16 protein-coding genes are annotated in these 22584 nt (G+C 52.5%); 7 read left to right on the top strand and 9 right to left on the bottom strand.

Annotated elements, in window-relative coordinates; genetic code table 11:
- Positions 1-187: 187 nt before the first annotated feature.
- Positions 188-1237, top strand: a complete 1050-nt coding sequence (locus PR017_RS20990) for a hypothetical protein (protein WP_133255544.1) — start codon at positions 188-190, stop codon at positions 1235-1237.
- A 168-nt stretch (positions 1238-1405) separates the two neighbouring features.
- On the opposite strand, the gene PR017_RS20985 is transcribed toward PR017_RS20990, so the two are convergent.
- Positions 1406-2239, bottom strand: a complete 834-nt coding sequence (locus PR017_RS20985; protein ID WP_111218080.1) for an IS5 family transposase — start codon at positions 2237-2239, stop codon at positions 1406-1408.
- A 655-nt stretch (positions 2240-2894) separates the two neighbouring features.
- Between PR017_RS20985 and PR017_RS20980 the strand changes: the two genes are divergently transcribed.
- The 3 genes from PR017_RS20980 to PR017_RS20970 all read left to right on the top strand — a co-directional run bounded on the left by PR017_RS20980 (position 2895) and on the right by PR017_RS20970 (position 5749).
- Positions 2895-3815 (top strand): DUF707 domain-containing protein, encoded by a 921-nt coding sequence (locus PR017_RS20980; protein ID WP_111219054.1) that lies wholly within the window; start codon positions 2895-2897, stop codon positions 3813-3815.
- Between the two features lie 81 nt (positions 3816-3896).
- On the top strand, positions 3897-4568 hold the full coding sequence (locus tag PR017_RS20975; RefSeq protein WP_111219056.1) for a hypothetical protein: 672 nt from the start codon (positions 3897-3899) through the stop codon (positions 4566-4568).
- Positions 4569-4720: 152 nt separating this feature from the next.
- Positions 4721-5749 (top strand): glycosyltransferase family 2 protein, encoded by a 1029-nt coding sequence (locus tag PR017_RS20970; protein ID WP_111219058.1) that lies wholly within the window; start codon positions 4721-4723, stop codon positions 5747-5749.
- 25 nt (positions 5750-5774) lie between these two features.
- Here the strand turns inward: PR017_RS20970 and PR017_RS20965 are convergent, their stop codons facing one another.
- Positions 5775-7229, bottom strand: a complete 1455-nt coding sequence (locus PR017_RS20965) for an efflux transporter outer membrane subunit (RefSeq protein WP_111219060.1) — start codon at positions 7227-7229, stop codon at positions 5775-5777.
- A gap of 638 nt (positions 7230-7867) precedes the next feature.
- Between PR017_RS20965 and PR017_RS20960 the strand changes: the two genes are divergently transcribed.
- Together PR017_RS20960 and PR017_RS20955 are read left to right on the top strand one after the other, a co-directional pair.
- Positions 7868-9007, top strand: coding sequence for a glycosyltransferase (locus PR017_RS20960; RefSeq protein WP_111219062.1), 1140 nt, complete (start codon positions 7868-7870; stop codon positions 9005-9007).
- Positions 9008-9260: 253 nt separating this feature from the next.
- Positions 9261-10064 (top strand): YdcF family protein, encoded by an 804-nt coding sequence (locus tag PR017_RS20955; RefSeq protein WP_111219064.1) that lies wholly within the window; start codon positions 9261-9263, stop codon positions 10062-10064.
- A gap of 30 nt (positions 10065-10094) precedes the next feature.
- Here PR017_RS20955 and PR017_RS20950 read toward each other — a convergent pair whose 3' ends face one another.
- The 3 genes from PR017_RS20950 to PR017_RS20940 form a co-directional block, all read right to left on the bottom strand.
- Positions 10095-11027, bottom strand: coding sequence for a glycoside hydrolase family 16 protein (locus tag PR017_RS20950; protein WP_111219066.1), 933 nt, complete (start codon positions 11025-11027; stop codon positions 10095-10097).
- Positions 11028-11079: 52 nt separating this feature from the next.
- A complete protein-coding gene (locus PR017_RS20945) occupies positions 11080-12153 on the bottom strand; it encodes a glycosyltransferase family 4 protein (RefSeq protein WP_111219068.1) in 1074 nt (357 codons plus the stop codon).
- Between the two features lie 101 nt (positions 12154-12254).
- Positions 12255-13592, bottom strand: coding sequence for an NAD(P)-binding protein (locus PR017_RS20940; RefSeq protein ID WP_111219084.1), 1338 nt, complete (start codon positions 13590-13592; stop codon positions 12255-12257).
- 494 nt (positions 13593-14086) lie between these two features.
- Here PR017_RS20940 and PR017_RS20935 point away from each other — a divergent pair, with 494 nt between their 5' ends.
- Positions 14087-15526 (top strand): lipopolysaccharide biosynthesis protein, encoded by a 1440-nt coding sequence (locus PR017_RS20935; RefSeq protein WP_111219086.1) that lies wholly within the window; start codon positions 14087-14089, stop codon positions 15524-15526.
- A gap of 573 nt (positions 15527-16099) precedes the next feature.
- On the opposite strand, the gene PR017_RS20930 is transcribed toward PR017_RS20935, so the two are convergent.
- The 4 genes from PR017_RS20930 to PR017_RS20915 form a co-directional block, all read right to left on the bottom strand.
- Positions 16100-17833 (bottom strand): Wzz/FepE/Etk N-terminal domain-containing protein, encoded by a 1734-nt coding sequence (locus PR017_RS20930; RefSeq protein WP_111219070.1) that lies wholly within the window; start codon positions 17831-17833, stop codon positions 16100-16102.
- Complete coding sequence (locus PR017_RS20925; protein WP_111219072.1) at positions 17830-19869, bottom strand: glycosyltransferase; 2040 nt, start codon at positions 19867-19869, stop codon at positions 17830-17832. The genes PR017_RS20930 and PR017_RS20925 overlap by 4 nt, the downstream gene beginning before the upstream one ends.
- Positions 19866-21269 carry a ferritin family protein gene (locus PR017_RS20920; protein ID WP_111219074.1) on the bottom strand — a complete coding sequence of 468 codons (1404 nt, stop codon included), beginning with the start codon at positions 21267-21269 and terminating at the stop codon, positions 19866-19868. Before PR017_RS20920 ends, PR017_RS20925 begins: the two co-directional genes overlap by 4 nt.
- Positions 21270-21606: 337 nt before the next feature.
- A complete protein-coding gene (locus PR017_RS20915) occupies positions 21607-22329 on the bottom strand; it encodes a sugar transferase (RefSeq protein WP_111219076.1) in 723 nt (240 codons plus the stop codon).
- Positions 22330-22584 lie beyond the last annotated feature (255 nt).

The raw sequence follows: 22584 nt of genomic DNA, 5'->3' as shown, positions 1-22584 counted from the left end.
CGTTGCCTATCATTTTGCAACATATCTGAAGTAAGCGTTGTTGCCGCGAGGTCCGCGTATTGATTAATTAACCTTACCCGCTTACACTAATTCAACTGATATGCTTGTGCATCGGCAAAATAGTCCTTAGTGCACGTGGCAGAAAATGTCGGAAAAGCTACCCATCTGTTGTATGCAGGAATGTGTTTTGGATGAACTGGCGCAAGGGTTGTACGTAGCGTCCCGCAACTCGCGGCAAAGCCAAGTGGCTGTCCGTGTTTTTGCGTTCACCCAGGGAGCTGCCAGTTGGGACGCTTTCGCTCAAAGATGCGAAGCGTCTTTCCGTTGCGCTTATCATGCATCCCGGATGTGGCAGATCGACTACAACCCGTTGATGAGGCTGGTGCGGCTCGAGATTGTATTGTGTACCGGCAATGAGCAGGTGAAAATTGGTCAATGTGCGATCGGAATTCGTAAGAGCGACCATGTGTTCTGCGACGCCATTCAAGTGCTCCCGGACTATCGGCATCTTTGGTCGTTGTCGATGCGGGCGGTGCTTAGCCATCTGGGAGAGGGATACTATCGCTATGGATCTGACTGGTGCCTGGATAGATGCCGATCTGCGGAGCTCCACGCGCTCGCCGGAGTGTCTGTCATATCGACAGCGGCCGTCGATATGATTGCGATTGATTTCAAGCAGTGGGAGAGTTTTGAGGCTTTTTACAAAGGGGTCAGCAAAAATGCCCGACGAAATGTCCAGAAAGCCGAACGGTCCTATCCAGGTCTTGATTTTGTAATCCGTCGTAAATGGCCGATTTTCTGGGACATCGTTCCACTGGAGCTCTCTAGACTTCGCCTTTTTAAAAAGAAACGCATTTTGACGTCACGGCCAGGCCTGATCATTCGGTCGTTGAGCCGGGTCCTTGCAACCTTCAGGTTTAGCTTCACGGCTCGAAACGTTAGTGGTGACAGGGCGTTGGCTCGCTTTATGGGAATCACGTTTGGACGGATCATGTTCTTCATGGAGGCAGCAGCGGCAGAGGATGTGGTCACTGGTGCAGCGTCGCACCTTCTGAAGTGTATGATAGAAACAGCTTACATGCAGACGACTGGTCGCGGCATGTTCGTGTTTGGACCGGACAATCACGAAAACGATGCCGACCCCGTGTGGCAAGGACTTGCGCGTTCGAGGCTGCAATGGCAAGCCAAGTCGTATCCGATCTCGGTCATTCAGTTCTCGGTAGAAAGCCAAGCCTAGGAAAATGGCCCCATGTCGACAAAACTCGCCTGATAATGGAGTGCGTCAGCAACCGTCGATCTGCCGAGCATTGTGAATAGTCTTGCTGCTTAACTGCACCCGGCAACGCAATTAAAATGCCCCAAAGTGCAATACCAACTGTTCTTTAGAGTCGGACTCGAAAAGGCTTCAATGATATCGATACCTTGCGAGCCGCCGGGTTATCAGGCGAATGTGGGCGATCATAATCCATGCCTCTGAGGAGGCGATGGATTTTTCGACGTCCTTTGCTAGCCTGCGGCATCTGCCAAGCCACGCGAAGGTCCGCTCGACGACCCAGCGTCGTGGCAGAACTTCAAAGCCTTTCGCTTTGTCCGAGCGCTTGATGATCTCGACCGTCCAGCGTCCGATCTTCTTCAATCGCCGCTTCAACTTATCGCCTGCATAGCCGCCATCAGCGAAGACATGCAGCAACCATGGCCACCTGTGGCGGATGGATTTCAGAAGATCAGGAGCACCATCGCGATCCTGGATGTCGGCGCTGTGCACCATGAGACCGACCATCAGGCCAAGCGTATCGACGATGATATGGCGCTTTCTCCCTTTCGTCTTCTTACCTGCATCATAGCCTCGTATGCCACCGCTTTCCGTAGTTTTCACGCTCTGACTATCGATCACACCAGCCGTCGGACTTGCCTCTCTGCCCTCCAACTCGCGTGCCTCCATCACGAGATGATGGTTGATGCGTGTCCAAAGTCCCAGTGCCCGCCATTCATAAAAATAGCGCTGGACCGTTGAACAGGGCGGAAAATCCTTCGGCAGCATCCGCCACTGGCAACCGGTGGTGGCGATGTAAAGCAGAGCATTTACGACCTCGCGCAAATCAGTGGTGCGAGGTCGACCCAAGCGGCGGGGCATCGGCAAAAAAGGCGCAACCAGTTCCCATTCCCGATCCGTCATGTCACTTGCATAGCGAGCCGTTCGCCGGGCATATTGCCGACGGGTGATTTCAGTCCAGGCCATCGTGAACTCCATCGAATCTTTGCAAATCCGAAGGAATCATAACCTGTTGAAATCACCCACCTCTTTTTGAGGCAGCCAATTAGAGAGATTCAAACCGACGTTGCATTTTTGCCAATGGAATAAAGCAAGTAAGTGCCCCAGCGGTGCAGGGTCCCCAAAAAAGCAAGCTTCCACCTAAGCCATAAGCATACAAACTGAAATAAAGAAAAAAGAAGGTAGCAGACGCAATAGACGTTCGCATGATGATCGCGCCAGGGTCTCCACCACACAGGCTAATGAGGTCGTCAACCTCCAATGTTGAGAGATTATGCCTGTTCATAAAACTATCTATTCCAGAGTTTCGAAGTTACAGGTTCAAACATGCGGTCCCGAAGTAAAGGTATACACTTTTCGCGTGATTTGATGGACGTTGCCACTTCAGCAAATTGATCGGCCGAGCTTCTATAGTCAATAGGCATCAGCGCTCTCTGCTCTGTCTAAGAAACAAAAATTTCATATGTCGACTTTCGCATTTGTCTATTGCCTTGTAAATACTTCTATATGTCGGAAGAATGTATTACCCCATTTTTTAATAAGAAATTAAGCTTGAAATATTGAGGCCGTGCGATAGTATGATCTCCAATGTTGTGCCATTATTATTTGGTCGGAGGTTTGTATGGCTCCTGTATTGGCACCTACACTGGCCGTGGTGCGCTGCGGAGATCAAAGTCTTCATCACAGTTGGTGCGGAGAAGGGCGGCAATTCGATGTGGCGGTAAGTTACTTCGGATCGGACGAAATAAAGCGATTTCCAGAGGCCAATTATGTGCATCGCGGCAAGGGCGGGAAGTGGGACGGAATCTATGGCTTTTTTAAAGAGCACCCTGAAGCGCTGGAGAACTATGACTATTTCTGGTTTCCTGACGACGATATCAGGGCCACGACCAGTGATATAAATCGACTGTTCGCTGCGGGACGGGGTCATGGCCTCTTGGTGTATCAGCCGTCATTAGATCGCGATTCCTATTATTCTCATCTGATCACGCTCCAGCACCCGAGCTTTGACCTGCGGTATAGCAACTTCGTTGAGATTATGGTGCCGGTGCTCAGCCGAGCGATATTGGCAAAGACCCTGGAAAGTCTAAAAGATTCCAAGAGCGGTTTCGGAATGGATTTCGTTTGGCCAAAACTAGCGGTTGAACTCAGCGGAAACCTCGAATCCGTTGCTATCCTTGACAGTGTGACCGTCTGCCATACACGGCCTGTTGGCGGAAAGTTGCACCAGCTTATCAAAAAGGTTGGGGGCAACACCGCAAACGATGATCTGGTTTCCATCCTAGGGCGCACACACATGACACGCGACTCGTCGATCAATGGCGTCGCCGTGCCTCGCATACGTGTCCTATCTGGTGTGGATATCAACGGAGTTCATCTGTCTGGGCCGCGACTTTCGATGCGAATTGGGCGCGATTTCATCGGACGGTACCGCAACGCGGTCCAACCGGTCCATCTTCCGGCAGTCATGAGGCACGCGTTGAAGTCGCTTATTTTGCCGATCGCCGCGGCAGGTCAGCCGGTGGCATCTGAGTCCTCATGATCCACAGATGGTCAAGGAAAGACCAACGCCCTGACACCTTCGGCGGTAGCCGTGGAGTCGTTTCACTGAAAGGGACAGGCAATGGCCATAATTCGTGCTAGCAGATCGAAAACACTGACCATTGCCGTCTTTGAAGAAAATCATCCAGCCGTGGTAGGGGCCGCGCACCCCAATGAGATCGTCATTTATTGCGGTTCCTATACAGAACTATGGCGATGTCTGATTGTGTGTGCGGTGCTGGTCGCCTGCTATACAGCCAATATTTCGGCCCAGCGGTACGATTTGTTTCGTCAGAGCGATATGTTAAACCATTGGGTCACAGGTCTGTTTTGTGTGTATCTCAGCATTCTGGGATGGTCTATGCGCAAACGAAATCCGTGGAAGCGATTGTTCACCGTGAAGACCGATGGGATCGTCTACCACCGTTTCTCGCGTCAGATTGTTCATTGGTCGTCAATCAAGCAGATCACGCTACGCGCAGCGGGCGTCGGCTCGCAGACCACCATGATCGACATCCTCATCAAAGATGAGGCTGACCCGATCCTTGTGCGAAGAGCGACTGTGAAAAGCGCATTGTTGTCACACGTGCCGGGAAAGCCGAACATAAGTATTCCCAACCAGCCGATAACTGGTCTGCCTTCCACGGATCTGAAAACCGTGTTGCTTCGGGCTTACTGTCAGCATTCACATCCTAACGTCGGCGCCACCAATGTCGTATCGCTTTCCGCGTTTCGATCGAGGAACGCCTACTGAATCTCTTCCGGAGTAAGCCACGTGTTCAACGTCGTTCAAGGTGCCGATCGCTTGTGCTCACATTGTTGGTGGGTGGACTTCTCGAGCAGGGCGTGGGTCCTCCGCGACAGCGTGGGCATCGTGGTTGATCTGTGGGGCTTGGAGTGAGATCAATGATCGCCGACGGAAAGCCGCTTTTTAGCGTTATTATTACCTGCTACAACTACAAGGACTATGTCGCGATTGCTATCGAGAGTGTCCTCAATCAGCCGATTGCTGATTTTGAGCTTATTGTGGTCAATGACGGATCGACTGACACGTCGTGGAGTGTCATCAGCCGATATTCAGACAGATTAATAGGAATCAATACCGAAAACCGCGGCTTTATTGCTGCATGCCTGACCGGTCTCTCGGCGTCCCGCGGTCAATACGTCCTGTTTCTCGATGCCGACGATGTCTTGGACAAAGACGCTCTTCTCACTGTGTCCCGCTATCTCGGGCCCGATGTTGCAAAAATTCAGTATATGCTGCAGCCCATAGATGCACAGGGCCATGAGATAGGGGATGCCTTTCCGCGTTTGAGACCTGGTTACGACAATCGAGAGATGATCGCGAGTATCAATCGTCACGGATACTATCCAACGCCGCCAACTTCGGGCAATATTTACCGTCGCGATGTGTATTTCACGATTGGCGCCATCGACTACGACTTCGGAATTGATGGCATTGCCTACCTAGCCGCCCCTTTCAAGGGCCGGGTGGTGCACATCGATCGGGCCTTGGGAAAATACAGGATACACAATAACAATATGTCTGGGTTTGGTTCAAGTTCTCACCTCGGGATGGAGAAAGAGATTCGCGTATTTCGATTGCGACTTGCCCATTTGGAAAGATTGAGCCGGGATGGAGCGTTTCTAGACGGCGTGGTGTTTAAGATGAAGCTAGATTATCTCTATCTGGTGGAGCGAGAGGTTTTTGCTAAAATCCTCAGCCGAGAACGCATGAATTTTTCCCTTCTTCGCCGGTATTGTAAGCAGATCGTGCAATCAACGTCGAGCGTCGACCTCCTGTCTCGGTTTCTGCTCGCCGGGACGTTATTTCTGCTGCCCAACGGCGCGGCGCGGGCCGTCGTTGAGTTCAGCATAAATCCTAAAAAAAATTCCACGGTACGCACGATGATCAAGCGGTTGGTTCGAGGATGAACCGGATCTTTATCGGCAATTTTGCCTATTCGGCAGGACCAAGTTTTGCAAGGTGGTTTTCGGAAGCGGGACCAGACTGGTCCTTACTAGCAGCGGGTAAGCTAAGCCCGGCACCGATGGCAACATTTAAAGCTGCGTAGTCGATTGCAAGTTGCTGGACTGCGGCAGCTAGATTTTGCTGGGCATTGGTAACGGAGCGTTGTGCGTCAAGGACATCCAGTAACGAGGACGCGCCGTCCTTATAGCTTGACGTCGAAAGAGACACAGCTTCGCTATAGGACTTAACCTGAGCCCGCAGCGCTGCTATTGTTTGTGGGTCGCGGTTGACTGCCACCAAGCCGTTTTCGACTTCCTCGACAGCGGTAAGCACAGTCGCTTTCCATGCAAGATAGGCGGCCTTGGCATTAGATTGGGCAATTTTTACGTTTGCCTGCAGCAGACCACCATCGAGAATTGGCAGATTTAGCGCCGGGCCGAAAGACCAGGTGGTCAAGCCTCCGCCGCGTCCGGCCGTATGGATATAAGATGGGGAGATACTGCCACTGAGCGTGATACTGGGCAACAGCTGGGCTTGAGCGATTCCTATCTGTGCGACGGCGGCGGCGAGTTGTCTTTCATCACGCCGCACATCCGGACGATTACGGATCAGATCCGCTGGTACACCCGCAGAGACGACACCTCGGTATGCTGGCTGCTTTGCGCCGCCTTTCATCAACTCTAGAATTTCGGCTGCCGGCGTGTCCAGCAAGGTCGCTATGTGGTGAACCTCGCGACGATAGCTTACTTCCAAACCGGGAACTTCGGAAAGCGTCGAGTTGACCAATCCTTCCGCCTGAACAACGTCCAACCGCGAAGCCGCGCCGGCACTAAGCTGGAACTTTGTGAGATCGAGCGTCTCCCGTCGAGATTTTAGGTTTTCCCGGGCGATCGAAATACGAACCTGGTAGTAGCGCGCATTCACGTATCCGGTAACCAGGTCCTGCACGTAAGCCAGTCGCCTGACATCGACAGTCGCAAAGGCAGCATCGAGTGTGTCCAACGCGCCCTCACGGGCGCGACGATACTGCCCAAAGAAATCGAGTAGCCATGAAGACGTTGCGGCACCCCGAGTTGTGCTGATTGTGCTTGCTGTGGTGCGGAGGCCTCCGCTTTCACCGTGTACGGTTTGGTCTACGCCAAGTGCAAGGTTCGGTAATCCACCAGATCCAGCAACGACAACATCGCTTTGCGCTGCGTTGATTGCCTCAATTGCGGATAGAATGGAAATATTCTGAGAAAGTCCCCTGGCTACAAACGCCTCTAGTGTTTTGTCGCTATAAGCGAGCCACCACGTTTGGGAGACGGTACCAGGAGAAAACCCGGCGCTCGACTCTAAAAATGTGGCCGGCAATGCCATGACTGGCGGTTTGTAATCAGGGCCACTGACGCAGCCCGAAAGAACGAGAAGGATGGCAGGAGCGCACCTTGAAATAGAAACCACGCCAGATCCCCCAGAAGCTTGTTTTAGCGAGGAGATCGCACCGTTCTGGCTATGATCACCGGCTTCGTATTGCTTCGCCCCGAATCAAAATTCAAAAGGCCATTCGCAGCGTCGATGAAGCCATTAATGGGTTAATATATTGTATCATTCAAGTATGAAAGCGAACATTCAAGATTGTCATTCCACAAAATTCTTACAATAATTAGATAGGCACCGATGTATAATGCACTTAGTAAGTATAGACTAATATTATATTTTGCGACTACACAATAGAAGATATTTTGAAGGCTAAGGCGTTTTAAAATGGCGTGCGCAAATTCGACCGCATTTCCAATTGATCCGAATATAGCGTTGTGTCGCCTTAAGAGGGCGCTCGGCCCCTCGTGAGCAAGTTACGGTACAGTATCCGCTCGCGCTGCGTCTCTGGATATTGGGGCACCCATGCACGACGTCATTCTTTTTCCAGGAAAATAACAATTCAATTGCACGTTGATCTGCACTAAAGGTAGAAAAGACAATTGCTCGAGATCGTGCGCAGATACTCAGCCTGCGAGTGTTGATAGGCAGTCGTATTGTCTAAGGAACGGGTAAAAAAAGTCTAATAGGGTTTTGACTCGTTAGAAGGATTTATATCGTTAATGGCCGCAAATAGTAGAATAAAAGTCTTATATATACAGCAAAATACAAAGTCCTTTGCGGGCGTAGAACATGTCTTACACACAATTTGCTCTGAAATTAGTCGCAAGTTCGGTACCTCAATCGAACTAGATGTCCTCTACACATCGGAGCACGAGAACCGGCCCAAAACGCGCCCGGCTTATAACGAAATAACCCGCATCAGCCGAAATACTCTTCATATGATGCAGATTTGCCGGCGCACCGTGGCAAGCAAGGACTACCAGCTCGTCGTGGTGCCTCAGATAGAACCTACAGTGCTCGTGATGATCGCGTGTCTTGGTATCTCTCGACGTATCGCCGTCTATTTGCACGGAAATCCGCATAGGGAACGGAGTCACTGGAAGGCGAAAGTGTTGTTCTTCCTCATGAAGTTCTATTTTTTGCGGCGTGTGTCCGACGTCTTTGGGACGTCGCCGCGGCAGCTGGAAAGCTTTAGAAAGATGTTTGGCAGTGAGGTTCGGCAGACCTGGCTGCCAAATCCCGTCAGGCGTTTCGACGATCAATCGAATTGCGCCATCGATCAGGACTTCGTGACCTTCGTTAATGTCGGTCGCTTCACGCATCAGAAGGGGCAGGATATTCTCATATCTGCATTCTCGGAATTGGTAAGAACACGCAAGAATGTGAGGCTGAGAGTCGTGGGATATGGGGAAGACGAGGCAGCGTTGCGGCAACAAGTTTTGCAGCTCAACTTGCAATCCGTCGTTACGTTTGACAATTTTCCGGGCAATCCAGCTCCCGCATTGTCAGCGAGCGACGTTTTTGTTTCAACATCGCGTTGGGAAGGGTGGTCGCTGGCCATTTGCGAAGCTCTGCGATTTGGCCTGCCAGTGGTTTCTATTGATTGCCAGTTCGGTCCCAGCGACATCCTAACTGACGAAAAGCTGGGACGCTTGGTGCAGCCAGATAAGATTGATCAACTGGTGGACGCTATGGCGTATTATGTCGATAATCTGCGCTATGAGAAAACGCATTCAGACTATCGGAAAGCCTATGTTGCTCGCTTTGACGTCGATCAGGTCGTTGATGTCCATGCAGCGGCGATACTGACCGCTGCAGGCAGGGCGCCAGTGGGAATAGGTGATATCCTGGCGTTTTAGGTTCCCCACTCGGTTAGAAAGTGTGGCGAGCCAGTAGCGCAAGGTTGTCTGCGCTTCGCACTGAAGGGGAGGCTTCTGAGCTCTTCTGTCAACCGTCACATGAGACCGGTGCGAACCATACATGAGGCTGCCGAGGTGGTTGGCTGATCGCGGACCCCTGTTGGGACATTGGCATCGGCGAGGGAATCTCGATAGAGACGTCGTTTGAACGGGTCGGACTCCCTATAATATTAATGATTTTCGGTGAGGGAAGATGTTTATTATTTCAAAGGTCATTTGGATATTACTGCAACCTTTTTCTCTTTCTCTGATATTTTGCGTCTTTGCACTCGTCGCCATTTGGCTGCGCAGACGACGGCTCAGCTTGTTGCTTGTCTTGGTGCCGATTTCCATTCTGCTTGTCGCATTGTTCACAACAACCGGGGTTGTCCTGATTCAAGCTTTGGAGGATCGCTTTCCGCGCCCGGCTGCTGATCCACTCGATGTCCAGTGCGCCATCATATTGGGGGGTGGTTTTACCAACGACGTCGATACCGTCCGAGGGCGATACGAAATGACGGATGCGGGGGACCGGTTTGTGGAAGCACTGCGACTGGCCAACAAGTTTTCTGCTATGCGCCTTATCGTATCAGGAGGGGACGGTTTTATTACCGGCGGCTACCTGGGAGATGGAATCATCGCCGAGAGGATGTTCACTGTTTTTGGAATCAAGCATGACAGGCTGCTGCAAGACAGCACCTCCCGCACGACTTTTGAGAACGCCATCAATACTAAGAAACTGCTTGAGGCCAACCGCTTGTCTCACTGCCTTCTCATTACCTCCGGCTTCCATATGCCGCGGTCAATTGGAATATTCCGTAACCTCGGTATCGAAGTCACACCATGGGTGACTGATTATCGCACAATAGGAACGGAGAGCCTGAGGTTTGACATATCTCAGCCGGAAGCAAACGCATCACTTTTTGGCGTGGCTGCGAAAGAATGGATAGGCATGGTTGGCTATTATCTGAGTGGTCGAACCTCTTCGCTCTACCCCGGTCCTAATCCAAATCAGTAAGTGTGGCACGACATAAATAACGGTGTCAGTTCAAGTGTAGACCCTGACATAGTCAACGCGCATATGGGCCTCATAATCGTGTGGATCCAACTGACTGGGATAGGGAACGTCGGTCCGCAGCGCCAATGTTAGTATCGGCCAATATACATCGTTATACGACTGCATTTCAGCTGCTCTGCCGATCGTCCAGTTTACCGGCTCCAGGGTTTCGGGATCGATAACCGGCTTGCGCTCAAAATAAAGCCTGAACTTTGAGTCTTTCACAAGAAGTCCGTAGCGGAAATATCCCTTGGTGATATCGACGCCGGTCGGAACACCAACGCCTTGGTGATGCTCGTTCGGTTGTCCCCACTCGTGCAGGTAAGCCCCATACAGATCAGTTTCCGTTCCCTTTTGCTCAACGATGTCGAGCTCGACGCTGGTCTTTGGGTTAAGAATGCTTCTGCCGTTCATCAGCCAGAACGCGGGGAAGGTCAGGAAATGGGCCGGAAACCAAATTCTTGCTTCGAAATATCCCTCTCGCCAGCCCTGCAGGATTGTGCCATCGGGCTTGGCTGTTTGGATATTGCCAGATACCCACTGATATTCTGGATTGTTGTTACCGTAATAATTTGGCACGTTCATTTGGCGACCGAGATGGCGGACGGACATTTGCAGTGCCTTGCCATTCTCTGTCGAAGGGTCATCAATGATCGCATAGGGATTGTAGCCATCTTCGCCGTTGATCCGACTGAACGCGGATCGTCCGTAAAAACCTGTATCGGATGTGCTTGGTTTTGCGCCGGCGTACCATATGGCGGGATCCAACATGGCAAAGTTTTCGTCAAATGCCAGCGACATGTCCCTGGTCGGGTCTTCGGTTTCATCAGCTTGGACATCTGCGCCTATCATGATCAAGCTGCTTGCCGCGGCAAGCACTGCCGATCCAATCAACAAGTCGCGCCGTGATTTCAGAACTGCCATTGCAACCTCCAGGTCTATCACTATCATTTTGTTGTCAGGTAAGTGGGGCCGCTTACGATCGGCGAGTTTGCTTGTCACGCTGGGCACCGGTGTAAACATCGAGCGTTTCGGCAGCGACGCGCTCAATAGTCATCCGTTCGATGTTAAACTGGCTCTTACGTTGCCATTCCTCAACCAGAGACGGACTTTCAAACAAATTTCGAAGTACTCTTGCCCAGCCTACGACGTCTCCCGGTTCGACTAGCAATCCTGCAGCACCAAATTCAAGCAACTGCGGTATGCCATCGACGTTCGCACCAATGATTGCACAGCCGGCCTCACGCGCTTCCGAAAGCACAAGCGGAGCGGGGTCGGCATGCGATGGCAGTGCAAAAATATCCGCACTTGCCATCCAACTGAAGGGATCATCTTGGGGCCCCATAAAAAGAATGGCGCCGGCACACTCCATCCTTGAAGCCATGTCGCGGTATTCTTGCTCGAACGGCCCGCCGCCAATCACATACAACCTCGACTTTGGGACATCCCGGTGTGCTATACCGAATGCCTCAAGCAGATCTGGAAGCCCCTTCCTGGGGTGCAGGCCGCCGACAAAAAGCACGCTGGGAGATTGCAAGGCCAATTCAACACGGGTTCGGTTGCCGGAACGGGCAGAACCGATTGTTCCGTTCAACACCACACGCAAGCGTCGAGCGTTAATGCCCCGCTTAATCATCGAAGCGCCGACTGCGTCGCTCACCGCTATGACACGTGAACCCAACCCCATCAAGATGGCACTTTTCTCAAACTCGTTGTGGACGGTTGTGATGAGAGGAACGCCCGCGATCTTGCACACCGGCCATGCGAGCACCGCGCTCGTCATCATATGGGCGTGAACGATATCTGGCCGCCAGTTTCGGACAAAAGCGTGCAAGGTGGCAATTGACTTGAGTACGGATAAGGGCGAGCGCTGATGGGAAAGAGTGGTCTGCGATACCGAGTTTTCGGACAGCAACTGATCGAAATCTCCACCCCCGCTGGCCAGACAGACGCTGTGTCCTGCCTTCGCCTGAGCGCAAGCAAGATCCACTGCTGCATGGACATGCCCATTGGAGCGATTTGTGTGATTGAGAATATGCAATATGCGCAAATACGCCTCCGGGTGTTTTGTGGTGATTGCAAGACCTTCAAGACATGGTCTGATTATCGCCATGTTAGGCCAGGCAACGATGCGGGCATTGTAGCAAACAGTTAAGCCGCTGATGGACGGAGCGCTTCTTCCGCTTCCACAGTTGAAGAGCGTGAAGTGGGTTGATAATTGAAGCCGCCTTGTCGACCGAAAGACTCAATACCGAATGCGCGTAGTTTTTCTATTGCGTCTGCTGCGTGTTGAGCGGCTCCCCGTCGATAGATAGGATAGGCTTGGTCAAGCACTTGGGCGCCCTCCAACCTAAGCTCTCCCTTGAACAGGCCGTTTTCAGAGACATGTTCACGAAAATCTGCTTCAGCGCTCTCAATCGAACCGCCTGCATGATGGGCGATGACCTCGGCACCAAAATACTCTCGAGCGTCGACCAGACCGTAAAAATCCGAGTACATGGTCAACCGCTTCCAAGCGCCTTTGTATGAGAAATTGTAGATAATAGGCTGGCGGAAGCCGCGGTCGCCTTTGAAGCTGAAAAACAGTCCGATCAGCGTGATTGTTTCGAGGGCAGGGCCGGGGTCCAAGCCGCATAGAGCGACCGTCTGTTCGATCGGAATGGTTGATATGAGTCGTTGGGTGACGACGATGCGATCCTTCGTGCGCAACCGAAACTGACTGCCAACTTTCTCAATGCTTCTCATCTGCGCCGACAAACTGACGGCGACCCCCTCGGTCTCAAGCTTGTCAACAGCCACTTTGTACAAAGCGCTGAAGCCGGCTTTAGGCCTGGCTAACTGCCGATTGGGCTTGCCCGGAAGTGGTCGCGGGAGTAAACGCGATAAAAGAGTTCTCAAAGACGCGTGCTCGCTGATCCACATCATGCGCTTTTTGGCCAAATCGATATCGATCTCTGTGGTCGAGACGCCGTAAAAACGCTGCATATACGAATCCAGGCCAGAACGACTCAGGAGGTAATCGCCTATCCAGAAGCGTGCAAAGTCGTGCGCATTTTCCATTCGGCGCCTGAACAGACGAGAAAAGATCACCGATGCGAATATCCTGACGGTGCCCACGGGGCCACTAGCGAAGATGTCATCCCGTATCGAGATTGGGTAGCTTGTCACCCGTCCCTGCGGGTTCAATCGCGCCCACTCTGGTTCTATCGGCAGATACAGCGGCAGCAATTCTGGGAAATAGGACAAGAGTGGTGAATCGTCCTGAAAAATTAAGCTGCCGATATCAAAAGTATAACCGTTTGAAGACCAGTCTAAGTGATTTCCACCCACGTGTTTATAGTCGTCAATAATGAGAACATTACGATATCCTTGACGCGATAAAATCGCTGCCGACACAAGTCCCGAAATTCCAGCGCCAAGTACAACGGCGTCGAATTCCTCGGTGAGCAAATAAGAGTCGCGGTCCGGATGAATAACGTTGTCAGTCATAAAACGTCCCCACATCACCGCTATATCCATAATATCTCAAAAAAAAATTATTTAAAGTCGAATTGCCGCAACAAGACATATATCTTTCCTGCTATTTAATTTATTGTCGTGCGCAGCAACGAACTTTGTCGTAATATTCGAAATTCTTTGTGACTATGCCGAGTAGACGGATTGATATCCGCTGGCCTATATGTTGACATATGTGATACGTCTCGGCGATACATTTCCAGCGCTCTTCGACGTCTCTGTTCGTACTTGACTGATCTTTTCGCGATTAAAGGATGGATAAGTGCAGCGCCAACGCCTTGATGCCCCCAGTTCCAAAGCTCGACTTCGGGCGACACCGGTCTTTCTGTCCGTGGGATCCTCCTTACAGAGGTCGCATTCGAAGATTTGTTCTGATTTCTGTTTTTTGCCGAGAGTTGTCCGCCACTATCTTCTGAAAGTAACGTTGGGTGGCCGAATTTCGTCACGTAACAGCCGAGCGAGCCATAATGCTTGCCTTTAAAGCGGTTCAGGGTGCCAGCTGGCTGATCGTCTCGCGGTTTGCAGGGAAAATAGTCGATTTCTTCACATTGCTGGTTTTGGCACGGATTTTAACACCGTCGGACTTCGGGCTTGCCGCCTTAGGTATGTCTCTCGTTGCAGTGGTCGACACTGTGCTCGAGATGCCCGTGACCCAAGCGCTCCTGCGCTTAGAAACAATCGACAAAACGCATCTCGATACTGGCTTTACATTGAGCATCCTCAGAAGCGTACTGATTGCGATCATCGTCTTTTGCGCTGCATGGCCATTTTCATTCTTCAATGATAACAGCGCGCTTGTACCCCTTGTCGCAGTCTTGACTGTTGGTCCCTTCGCCAAGGGTTTCAACAGCCCCGCGATGGTTCATTTTGCGCGTGATTTGGACTTTAGACGGACCTTCCTGATGGAGTTCAGCGGCAAATTTTTTTCGTTCTTTTTGACGATTTCTATTGTTCTATTGGGCGGTGGATATTGGGCGATCGCAGCGAATTTTGTGTCAAACTGCATCATTGCTGCGATCGTATCCTATGTGCTTGCACCCTACAGGCCGGCTCTCTCACTGGCACGTTTCTCAGACTTTTCCAGTTTTATAGGTTGGTTCAGTGGCTCTCAGCTTGTCTCCGCATTGAATTGGCAATTCGATCGCGTTTTCATCGGAGCGGCCACAGATAATGCAACACTTGGCCGATACGCTGTCGCAAGCGACTTGGCTGGGTTGCCATCACAGAGTGTGATTGGGCCTGCCATGCAGTCCGTTATGTCAGCATTTTCGCGTATTTCTGGCGATGGGGAGCGCCTCAAGCTTGCATTTCTAAAAGCTGCCCGTTTTGCGATGTTGATATCGTTGCCGATCTGCGTGGGCATTTCCCTAACGGCAGATTTGCTGACGAATTTACTGCTTGGTGCAAAATGGGAAGCTGCTGGCCCAGCACTAAGCATCCTCGCCCTGTCAGTGATCACAATGCCGTATTTCCAAACCCTTTATTCGGTGGAGTTGGCGCTGAACCGCCCCCATATTCTCTTCAAGCTTAACGCGATAGACCTGATATTGCGGGTTATTCTAATTTCGACTGGAATCTTCCTCTATTCCTACATTGGCGCGAGCATTGCCAGGGTGCTCCTGTCTGTCATCATGTTCGGTTTCTACGTTGCGGAGACCCGCCGATTGCTGGCGCTCGACATAGGTGCTCAATTAAAGAATCTCTGGAAGGTGGGGGTAGCCACCGGCTGCATGGCGGTTATCGTTCTAGCATTGCGTCACCAACTGGTCGGGTATCCATTGAACCATGCCGTTGAATTGGTGTTTGTGTCTGGCGCGGGAGCAGTCACCTACGCGCTTTCCCTTCTGACATTGGGGATGAGAATTTCCGTCGGCCGCGGCAGGTTCGAAATTGTTGACCACGCATGAACATGCTGTTGGGCCAACGTTGAAGCGCTCGGAAATCGTTCAGTTCCGCATCACCCACCGGCGCGAGAAGATGGAGAGTACGATGAGTCACACTTTGTGACATGTGGGGCTCACGCTGTTTGTCCGTCGCAGCCGATTGACCACCACCAGTCTGGTCAGCAAGTTCGTCAGTAGGCGTTGATCGTTCACCCTGGCGATTGTGTCATGCGAAATGAAAAATTGGCGGACATCAATTTTCGTTTCGCTTGACAGACTACCGGAGTGCAATGGGTTGAGGCCGCCAAGAGCGCTAGATTACTTTTCCATTCTCAGGATTTTTATGGTGACGTAAAGCGTTAATCTAGGACACCAAATAGTTGGCTGCGATTTGACGGCCCCCGTTATTCCTTGACTTTAAACAGCGCCGTTTAGGGCGCCGCATCACACGCACACCGCGCTGCTTTGATGCTGCAGCCACGCCTTGAAGCAGTCGAGCGTGGGTAGCGCTCGCGCGATTAGGTTTCGTCTGCCACCTGGTCGAGTGCCCTCATCGTAGCATTTTGTTGGTTCTCAGGTAGCGGCGGCTCGCCTTTACTATGCCTTGGCACGGTTTATGACGGTTCCAATTACATTTGCTCCAGCTCTGCGCAGCTGTTGAATTGTGTCAATGGCTTCATCGATTGTCGTTCGTCCCTCAGTAACGACCACGACAACAGCATCAGCGTGTATGGCCAGCGCCAACGCGTCCGTCGATCCTGTCAGGGGTGGCAGATCTAACAACACATCGCTGGAGGCGCGAGCTGTTTCAACGAGACGGGAGACTCGACGATCTCTGAAGTCGGCGAACAGATTAGATTCCGCATTCTTAGAGTGAATAGGGAGCACCGCGATATCATCACAGTCGCCATGGGTAAATATGACCTGCTCGGGTTTGACGTCGGCGATCAAAATATCAGCGAGATTCGTGGCCATGGAAGTCTCTTGCGTGGCATCGTCAGGCACTTCGTTTACATCAGCTTTGAAGAGTGTCACATGGCGGCCGCTATGGCTGATCAACTGGGCCAAACTCAAGCAAAGTGTCGACGCTCCGCTCGGTGCGTCCCAACTGGCGATGGCAACGACGACGCTTCGTTCACTGCGCACCGAGGAGCAAGCAATCTCGATGGACGTTCGAAGATTGCGAACTGCAGCAGCGTATGGACTGCGGGGTTGGCCAACAACCATCGCAGCTCTGTAGCCATCTGACCGCCAGGTGGCATTGCTGCGACTGCCTGCATCCGGCAGGATGCCGAGGCAGACTACACCTGTCTCTCGTGCCAGCTCCTTGGCACTCCCAATTTTGCGATTGAAGGCCAGGTTGAGTGCAAGGCTGAACAGCCCGATCAATAGACCCAACACTCCTCCCAAAGCGATGATGAGCGAGGTCCTGGGCCCGGATGGGCTCAATGGCGTCAAGGCCGCTCCAATAACGCGGGCATCAGCGTCTGGCGTGCCGATTGCTGGTAAGGCTCCGTTTTTGATCGCTGTCGTGGCAGCGTCAACCTGCGCGGTGAGTGCATTGAGACGCCACTGCAAGGCCTCGGTACCTGAAATTGCCATCTGCAATTTGAAGGCGACGGATTGCAGGATGTAGGCCGAGACGGCAGCATTCGCTACAACCGCCGGCAAATCTCTCTCAGATGATGAAAAGTCGATCTCTATTACATAGGATTGACCAAGTCGGCGAGCCTCGATGTGTCTGGCAAAATTCAAAAACGCCGCCTGGCGAGCGTCGGTTGTCTTTCTGAGCTCTGCCTCTGACCCCAAGCCGACAGCGGTGGCACGGGCCTCCGCTAAGTCGAGTGCCGTCGAAGCCCAGGGAAGCGCGGACCGTAACCAGCCTACCGCCACAGCCTTAAAGTTGGAAAAGATGCCGCTCACCTGAGATGGAGGGCGTGGACCGAATTCTGGATTATTCTGCAGATCAAGCGTGTCGAAGACAGTACTCAGAAGACGCTCGGAGCGAATGATTTGCAACTCGCTGTCGGCGCGGTTCAAATCAAGCCCCTGTGCACCGCCGTCCTGGCCAGACACGGCAGCTTGACGCCGAGGTTCCAGTAGGAGGGTCGCCGTCGCTGTGTAAACTTTCGGCAGCGAATGCGCATAGGCCACTCCGAACGCAAGACCGACTGCGGTGAAGACGACAAGCTTATACTTATGACGAGTTGCAAGCACCCGAGCGGAGCGTAGAAGCGCAAGAGGTCCTTCATTGAGGGTTTCTGCGGGCGCAGTATCAAAGCGCCATAATCGCGAAGCGCGCTCCCAAGGCTGGGGACTGTTGTTTGTCATCTCGACTTCGCTCCTACATTGACTTTAAGCGCATTGCTTGTTGAGGACAGCGTTGCGGCTTTCTCCGGCGTGATTTTCCCGCACACCACATCCGCGATGGCGATCAAGTTACCCCTGGCTCGCCCGCGTCGGTCAACATACGGCTCTGGCTTCAGGGCTTTCACGAAATTGCTCAGCATGTTTCCACCGATGTGCGTAAAGACCCGCTTTAACGACATCGTGCCCTTCAACATGAGATAAATGGGATTGGCGATCTGCGAGTAGCCGAGGCGGTCTCCCGCAACCCGGCCGCTTTTGACACCCATATGGACTCCGAAAGCATCAGCGCCCTTGACGAGCCGACCGCCCGGTTTTGAAATGGCGGCTGCAAAATCCCGGTCCTCCAGCCAGCCGTACAGCACCAGCCGCTCATCGAAGCGCGTGTCGCCGATGGCGCTCACGCGAAACGCCATATTACAGCCGTAAGGACTGTAGGGTTCCATCCATGTCCAATCGCAAGCCTGCGCGAAATCGATGAGACGGAGGGCCTCGTCGAAGGAGACGGCAGGTCCATTGATGCCATCCCTGAGGACGCGACCGGTAAAGCCAATGACCTGGCTTTCGTCGCGAAACGTCGCGGCGGCCTTCATTAGCCAATCTTTATCTGCGAGGAAATCATCGTCAAAAAAGGCCACGACCTCGGCAGTCGGCGGCAATGCGCCAAGCGCTGTATTGCGCTGTGCCGCAAGACCTGGCGGTCCTGTCAACACGGTCACCGCTGGGTTGTCAACGAGATCGCCGGCGTCTGCAAGATTGACGCAGGAGACGATCAACGCTTCAGGCGCGAATGTCTGTGTGCCAAGCAGATATTTAACAGTTGCTTCCACAACCTCAGGCCGTCCTCGCGTTGCGACAACCACCGCCGTGCGCGGGAGGCGTGATAGCGGCGGACGATAGGGTTGTGCCTGCGACGAGGGGCTCTCAAGCAAATCGAGATAACCTGCAGCTGCGTCGCACCATCGAAAGCGTTGCGCTTGCTCGTGACCGCGCCCGGCAAGATCGGTGCGCAATTCGGGCGAAAGCAGCAGGGCTCGAATACTGTCGACCCAAGCCTTACCATCGTTCGGCGACGCCATTAACGCCGCATCTCCACAGACTTCGGGCATGCTGGCGCAGTCGGACGCGACAACCGGACAGCCGCGCGCCATAGCTTCGATAATCGGAAGGCCGAAGCCTTCCGTAAACGATGGAAAAGCTAAGCAGAGAGCATTGTCGAGCAAAAACGCTAGATCGTTATCCGTCACACGCCCGATAAATTTTACGTTGGGTCGGCTTTGAATAATGTCGGCCGCGTAAATTCCATCTCCGCCACCCGCAACCACAAGATTTAATCCAATCGCATCCAGATCTGACGCGGCATTGACGAGCAACGACAGATTTTTGTGGCGCGCCCGTGATCCAAGAATTAGCACAAACGGCCGTTCTGTCGTCGCTTTGAGGGCTTGAATGAAGTCGGGCGCAATTTGGGCTGTTGCTGGATCCCATCGCAAAGCATGTTCATGTCCATTGGGAATAACGGCAATATCTTTGAGAGAGACAGGTAAATGCCGCGCAATTTGCCGAGCTGCAGCGTGAGAGACAGCGGCCACGCGGGCTGATCGTCGCGCCAGAACCGGCTGCAGCGTCTGATACAGTGTGCGGAAGGTGCGCCCGTAACTCTCTGGCGACGCGAAGACATTTGCATCGTGAATACACACGATTTGATCGCTCTTTAAAATCGGCGCTGTGTTGCACAGGTTCAAAAGACGCCCGTGGCATCGCGCTGGCAGTATGATTTGCTCCCAGGAGTGGCCGGCAAGTGGGCCAGCCTCAACGAGGCTCAGTTTCGCCAAGCCGAGATCGAGAGCGCCCCGTGGCGATATAATCTGCCCACGCTTCGCAGATGTCGCCAGCAATTCATCGATCGCTCTTACCACATTTGTCGCGTAGCGCTGTACGCCAGTTGCATTCTGGACCAAGAAGCGACCGTTGATAGTGAAGGATGCCGTTTCACTCATGACTTAACTCCTAATAAAGGATAGGGCACTGCGGCTCTCCGCGTCGCCCGCTCTGGCTCTGCTGTGGCTAAGGCTGCCAGCAGATAGAAGAACAAGCCTTGGTCAATTGCCGATGACACCAAAAGATCTCCGAACATCAATCCGAGGCAGCCGTTACGCGCCGAAAGCCGCACATCCGCGGTAAAACTTCCAGGAAGGCCGCGGCGCTTGAGCAAAGCGCCGTAAGCAAAAGCACAATAGAAAAAAAATCCCGGTAGTCCGACATTCGAGAGCAAAGCAATGAGAAGGCTCGAAGTACGCGCTGTCCCCAGGCCAACACCCAAGTAATAGCTATCTGAAAAATTTTGAATTCCGAGCGCGTTCCAAGAATTGCGCTCAATACCTGAATCGGTCGACGCTTTCCCAAGCACGACGAGGTCTGCGTAATTGTAGATGATCTTCGATAAAACAGGGTCGATGGCGACCCAGAGACAAACCGCTAGCATGATGATAGGAAGGAACACGATGGCCGCTGTTGTTAAACTGCGGGTTTTCTGACGACCACTCAACGACAGCGCTGTGACATAAAGAAGAACGAGGATAACAGGAGCGCCGGCCAGGCCTGTCGATGAGGTAGACATAACGACAAGGATAAGCGAGATTAACCCGGTGATCCCGGTGAGAAAAGGGCGTCTGCCACACAGCCAGAGCGTTGTGCAGAAAGCAAACGTACCAAGCGCCGTGCGTGCGAACGATGACGTTTCCGTAAATGATCCGACGATACGCTTGACACCCGCAACCTGATCATCCGTGTGAAGGGTGTATCGTGCGTTTCTCATGAAGCCAAGAACCGCTTGAGTTCCCGTGCTAAAGGTTGCGATATCGAGAAACGCAAACACGACAATGAGCACCGAGCAAGCCAACAAGCCGACGACGAGAGAATTGAAGCCACGATAAGTTGATGCGACGGCAACAGTGACGGTAAAGCAAATAAAGTTACCAACCATGTAAACGCTTTGCGTCAAATTGCTCGAGACAGTGGTCAGGGGGACGGCTGATCGAGTTTCGCCGTAGGCTGTGCTTCCGAGAGGGACGATCTGTGTAGCGCCTTCCAACAGACGCGGTAGAAAGTAGGCGCTGAACAATCCGTAGATGACCAAGCCAGCGAGCCAAAAGCCAGGCTCGGAGGAGTGCAACCCCTGAACGAGGGCGCGCGCCTCGTGGCGCCGAGTGATGACACCCAGTGCCAGAAAAACGAGAATAACGTGCCCTGGCTGGATGTTCGCTGCGCCAATGAACATTGCCGCAGAGGCGCCGAAAATGGAAGCAATGGCAGCCGCAATGATTGTTGTGTTACTTCCGCGAAGGAGGCAATAAAACCCTATCAAGATCGTTGCGATGCCGATCGGCTCGAAGCTCATACCAGCACACGCAATGGTATTGCCACAGCTTGATGCCGAAGCCAGACACATCTGCCGAAATCGTTTCGAACCACCGCCATCAACTCTACTCTATTAAACACGGTATTTCAGGGGGGCAGTGTGCCTCACGTCGACGCGTGCATGTCTGGTGACCTAGCCTACCAGAGGTCGACATCGGTACATCTCTGTTGCCAACCTTTAGAATGCGACCGCGCGCCAACAGGAACGTCTACCGATTGGTCGTCATATGAACCGCAGGTCGCACCAGCATCAGCGCTCATCTGCGACAGCACGTATTATTGAGAGAAGACAGAGGAGATCGAGGTCATCTCCCCTGTCAATAGCTGCCACGCGTGCTTAGAACCGCCGGGATAGTCTTTGCCATAATGACGAAGTCGCCAACCAGACTTCGCTCTGCAACGTAGCGCACGTCAATCTCGACACGCTCGGAATAGCTTGTTTCGCTCCTGCCGCTGACCTGCCAGAGACCCGTCAATCCCGGTCGAACGGCCATGTAATCGGCAATGTGAGTTCCGTAGAATAAAGTCTCGCTTTGTGTGATCGGACGAGGACCGACCAAACTCATGTCCCCACGAAGCACGTTCAGCAGCTGCGGAAGCTCGTCGATGCTGCTGCGACGCAAACTGCGCCCAAATGCCGTTACCCTAGGGTCTTTCTTGAGCTTTCTATTTGCATTCCACTCTGCCTGTATTTCCGGATTATTTTTCAGGTGTTTCTCCAGTACCTCGTCGCCGTTTCTCACCATCGTTCGAAACTTGAAGCAGTGAAACGGCACGCCGCGCTTCCCGACGCGGCGATGGGCTATCAGGATCGGCGCCCCCTGGGTCGCCAGTAAAATCAGGGACACCATTGTGATCAATGGTAGCAATGCCACCAAAGCTATCAAGGCCAAACAGGCATCTATCGGGTATTTGAAAAAGCTTCCCAACCTATCCTCCGCCTTGCGGTAATCCACAGGCGCCGGAGGCGGGATAGAAGCAAAATGCGCAGTGGGCTCCTCCGATGCCTCAAAACCAGTGACCAGATCGACGTTTTTCATTCGACACTCCTCAATTAGGCATCTCTAACCAACTAGTAAGGCTGGCTTTTACATGGTGAGATAGATTAACAAGTAGTAAAGGGTTTGACAATAACATAATTAAACAGCATCATTTCATTGGGATATGTAACGGCAAACATGCGGTTAGCCAAAATACGCAATACTTATAGATAGTTAGATTACGAAAGCTGCATGTATTCTTCCGCAAAGTACGCTGCGTGATCCTTTGCTTAGCGGTTGCAAAAGAAAATTCGA

It is taken from the genome of Rhizobium tumorigenes, assembly GCF_003240565.2.
Classification (GTDB): Bacteria; Pseudomonadota; Alphaproteobacteria; order Rhizobiales; family Rhizobiaceae; genus Rhizobium; species Rhizobium tumorigenes.
This window is presented reverse-complemented; position numbering and strand designations above follow the sequence as displayed.

Excerpts from the sequence above, each read along its gene's own strand:
- PR017_RS20940 (WP_111219084.1), bottom strand. The coding sequence starts at position 13,592 with ATGACTGACAACGTTATTCATCCGGACCGCGACTCTTATTTGCTCACC.
- PR017_RS20955 (WP_111219064.1), top strand. The coding sequence starts at position 9,261 with ATGTTTATTATTTCAAAGGTCATTTGGATATTACTGCAACCTTTTTCT.
- PR017_RS20950 (WP_111219066.1), bottom strand. The coding sequence starts at position 11,027 with ATGGCAGTTCTGAAATCACGGCGCGACTTGTTGATTGGATCGGCAGTG.
- PR017_RS20985 (WP_111218080.1), bottom strand. The coding sequence starts at position 2,239 with ATGGCCTGGACTGAAATCACCCGTCGGCAATATGCCCGGCGAACGGCT.
- PR017_RS20930 (WP_111219070.1), bottom strand. The coding sequence starts at position 17,833 with ATGACAAACAACAGTCCCCAGCCTTGGGAGCGCGCTTCGCGATTATGG.
- PR017_RS20915 (WP_111219076.1), bottom strand. The coding sequence starts at position 22,329 with ATGAAAAACGTCGATCTGGTCACTGGTTTTGAGGCATCGGAGGAGCCC.
- PR017_RS20925 (WP_111219072.1), bottom strand. The coding sequence starts at position 19,869 with ATGAGTGAAACGGCATCCTTCACTATCAACGGTCGCTTCTTGGTCCAG.
- PR017_RS20980 (WP_111219054.1), top strand. The coding sequence starts at position 2,895 with ATGGCTCCTGTATTGGCACCTACACTGGCCGTGGTGCGCTGCGGAGAT.
- PR017_RS20970 (WP_111219058.1), top strand. The coding sequence starts at position 4,721 with ATGATCGCCGACGGAAAGCCGCTTTTTAGCGTTATTATTACCTGCTAC.
- PR017_RS20920 (WP_111219074.1), bottom strand. The coding sequence starts at position 21,269 with ATGAGCTTCGAGCCGATCGGCATCGCAACGATCTTGATAGGGTTTTAT.
- PR017_RS20960 (WP_111219062.1), top strand. The coding sequence starts at position 7,868 with ATGGCCGCAAATAGTAGAATAAAAGTCTTATATATACAGCAAAATACA.
- PR017_RS20975 (WP_111219056.1), top strand. The coding sequence starts at position 3,897 with ATGGCCATAATTCGTGCTAGCAGATCGAAAACACTGACCATTGCCGTC.
- PR017_RS20935 (WP_111219086.1), top strand. The coding sequence starts at position 14,087 with ATGCTTGCCTTTAAAGCGGTTCAGGGTGCCAGCTGGCTGATCGTCTCG.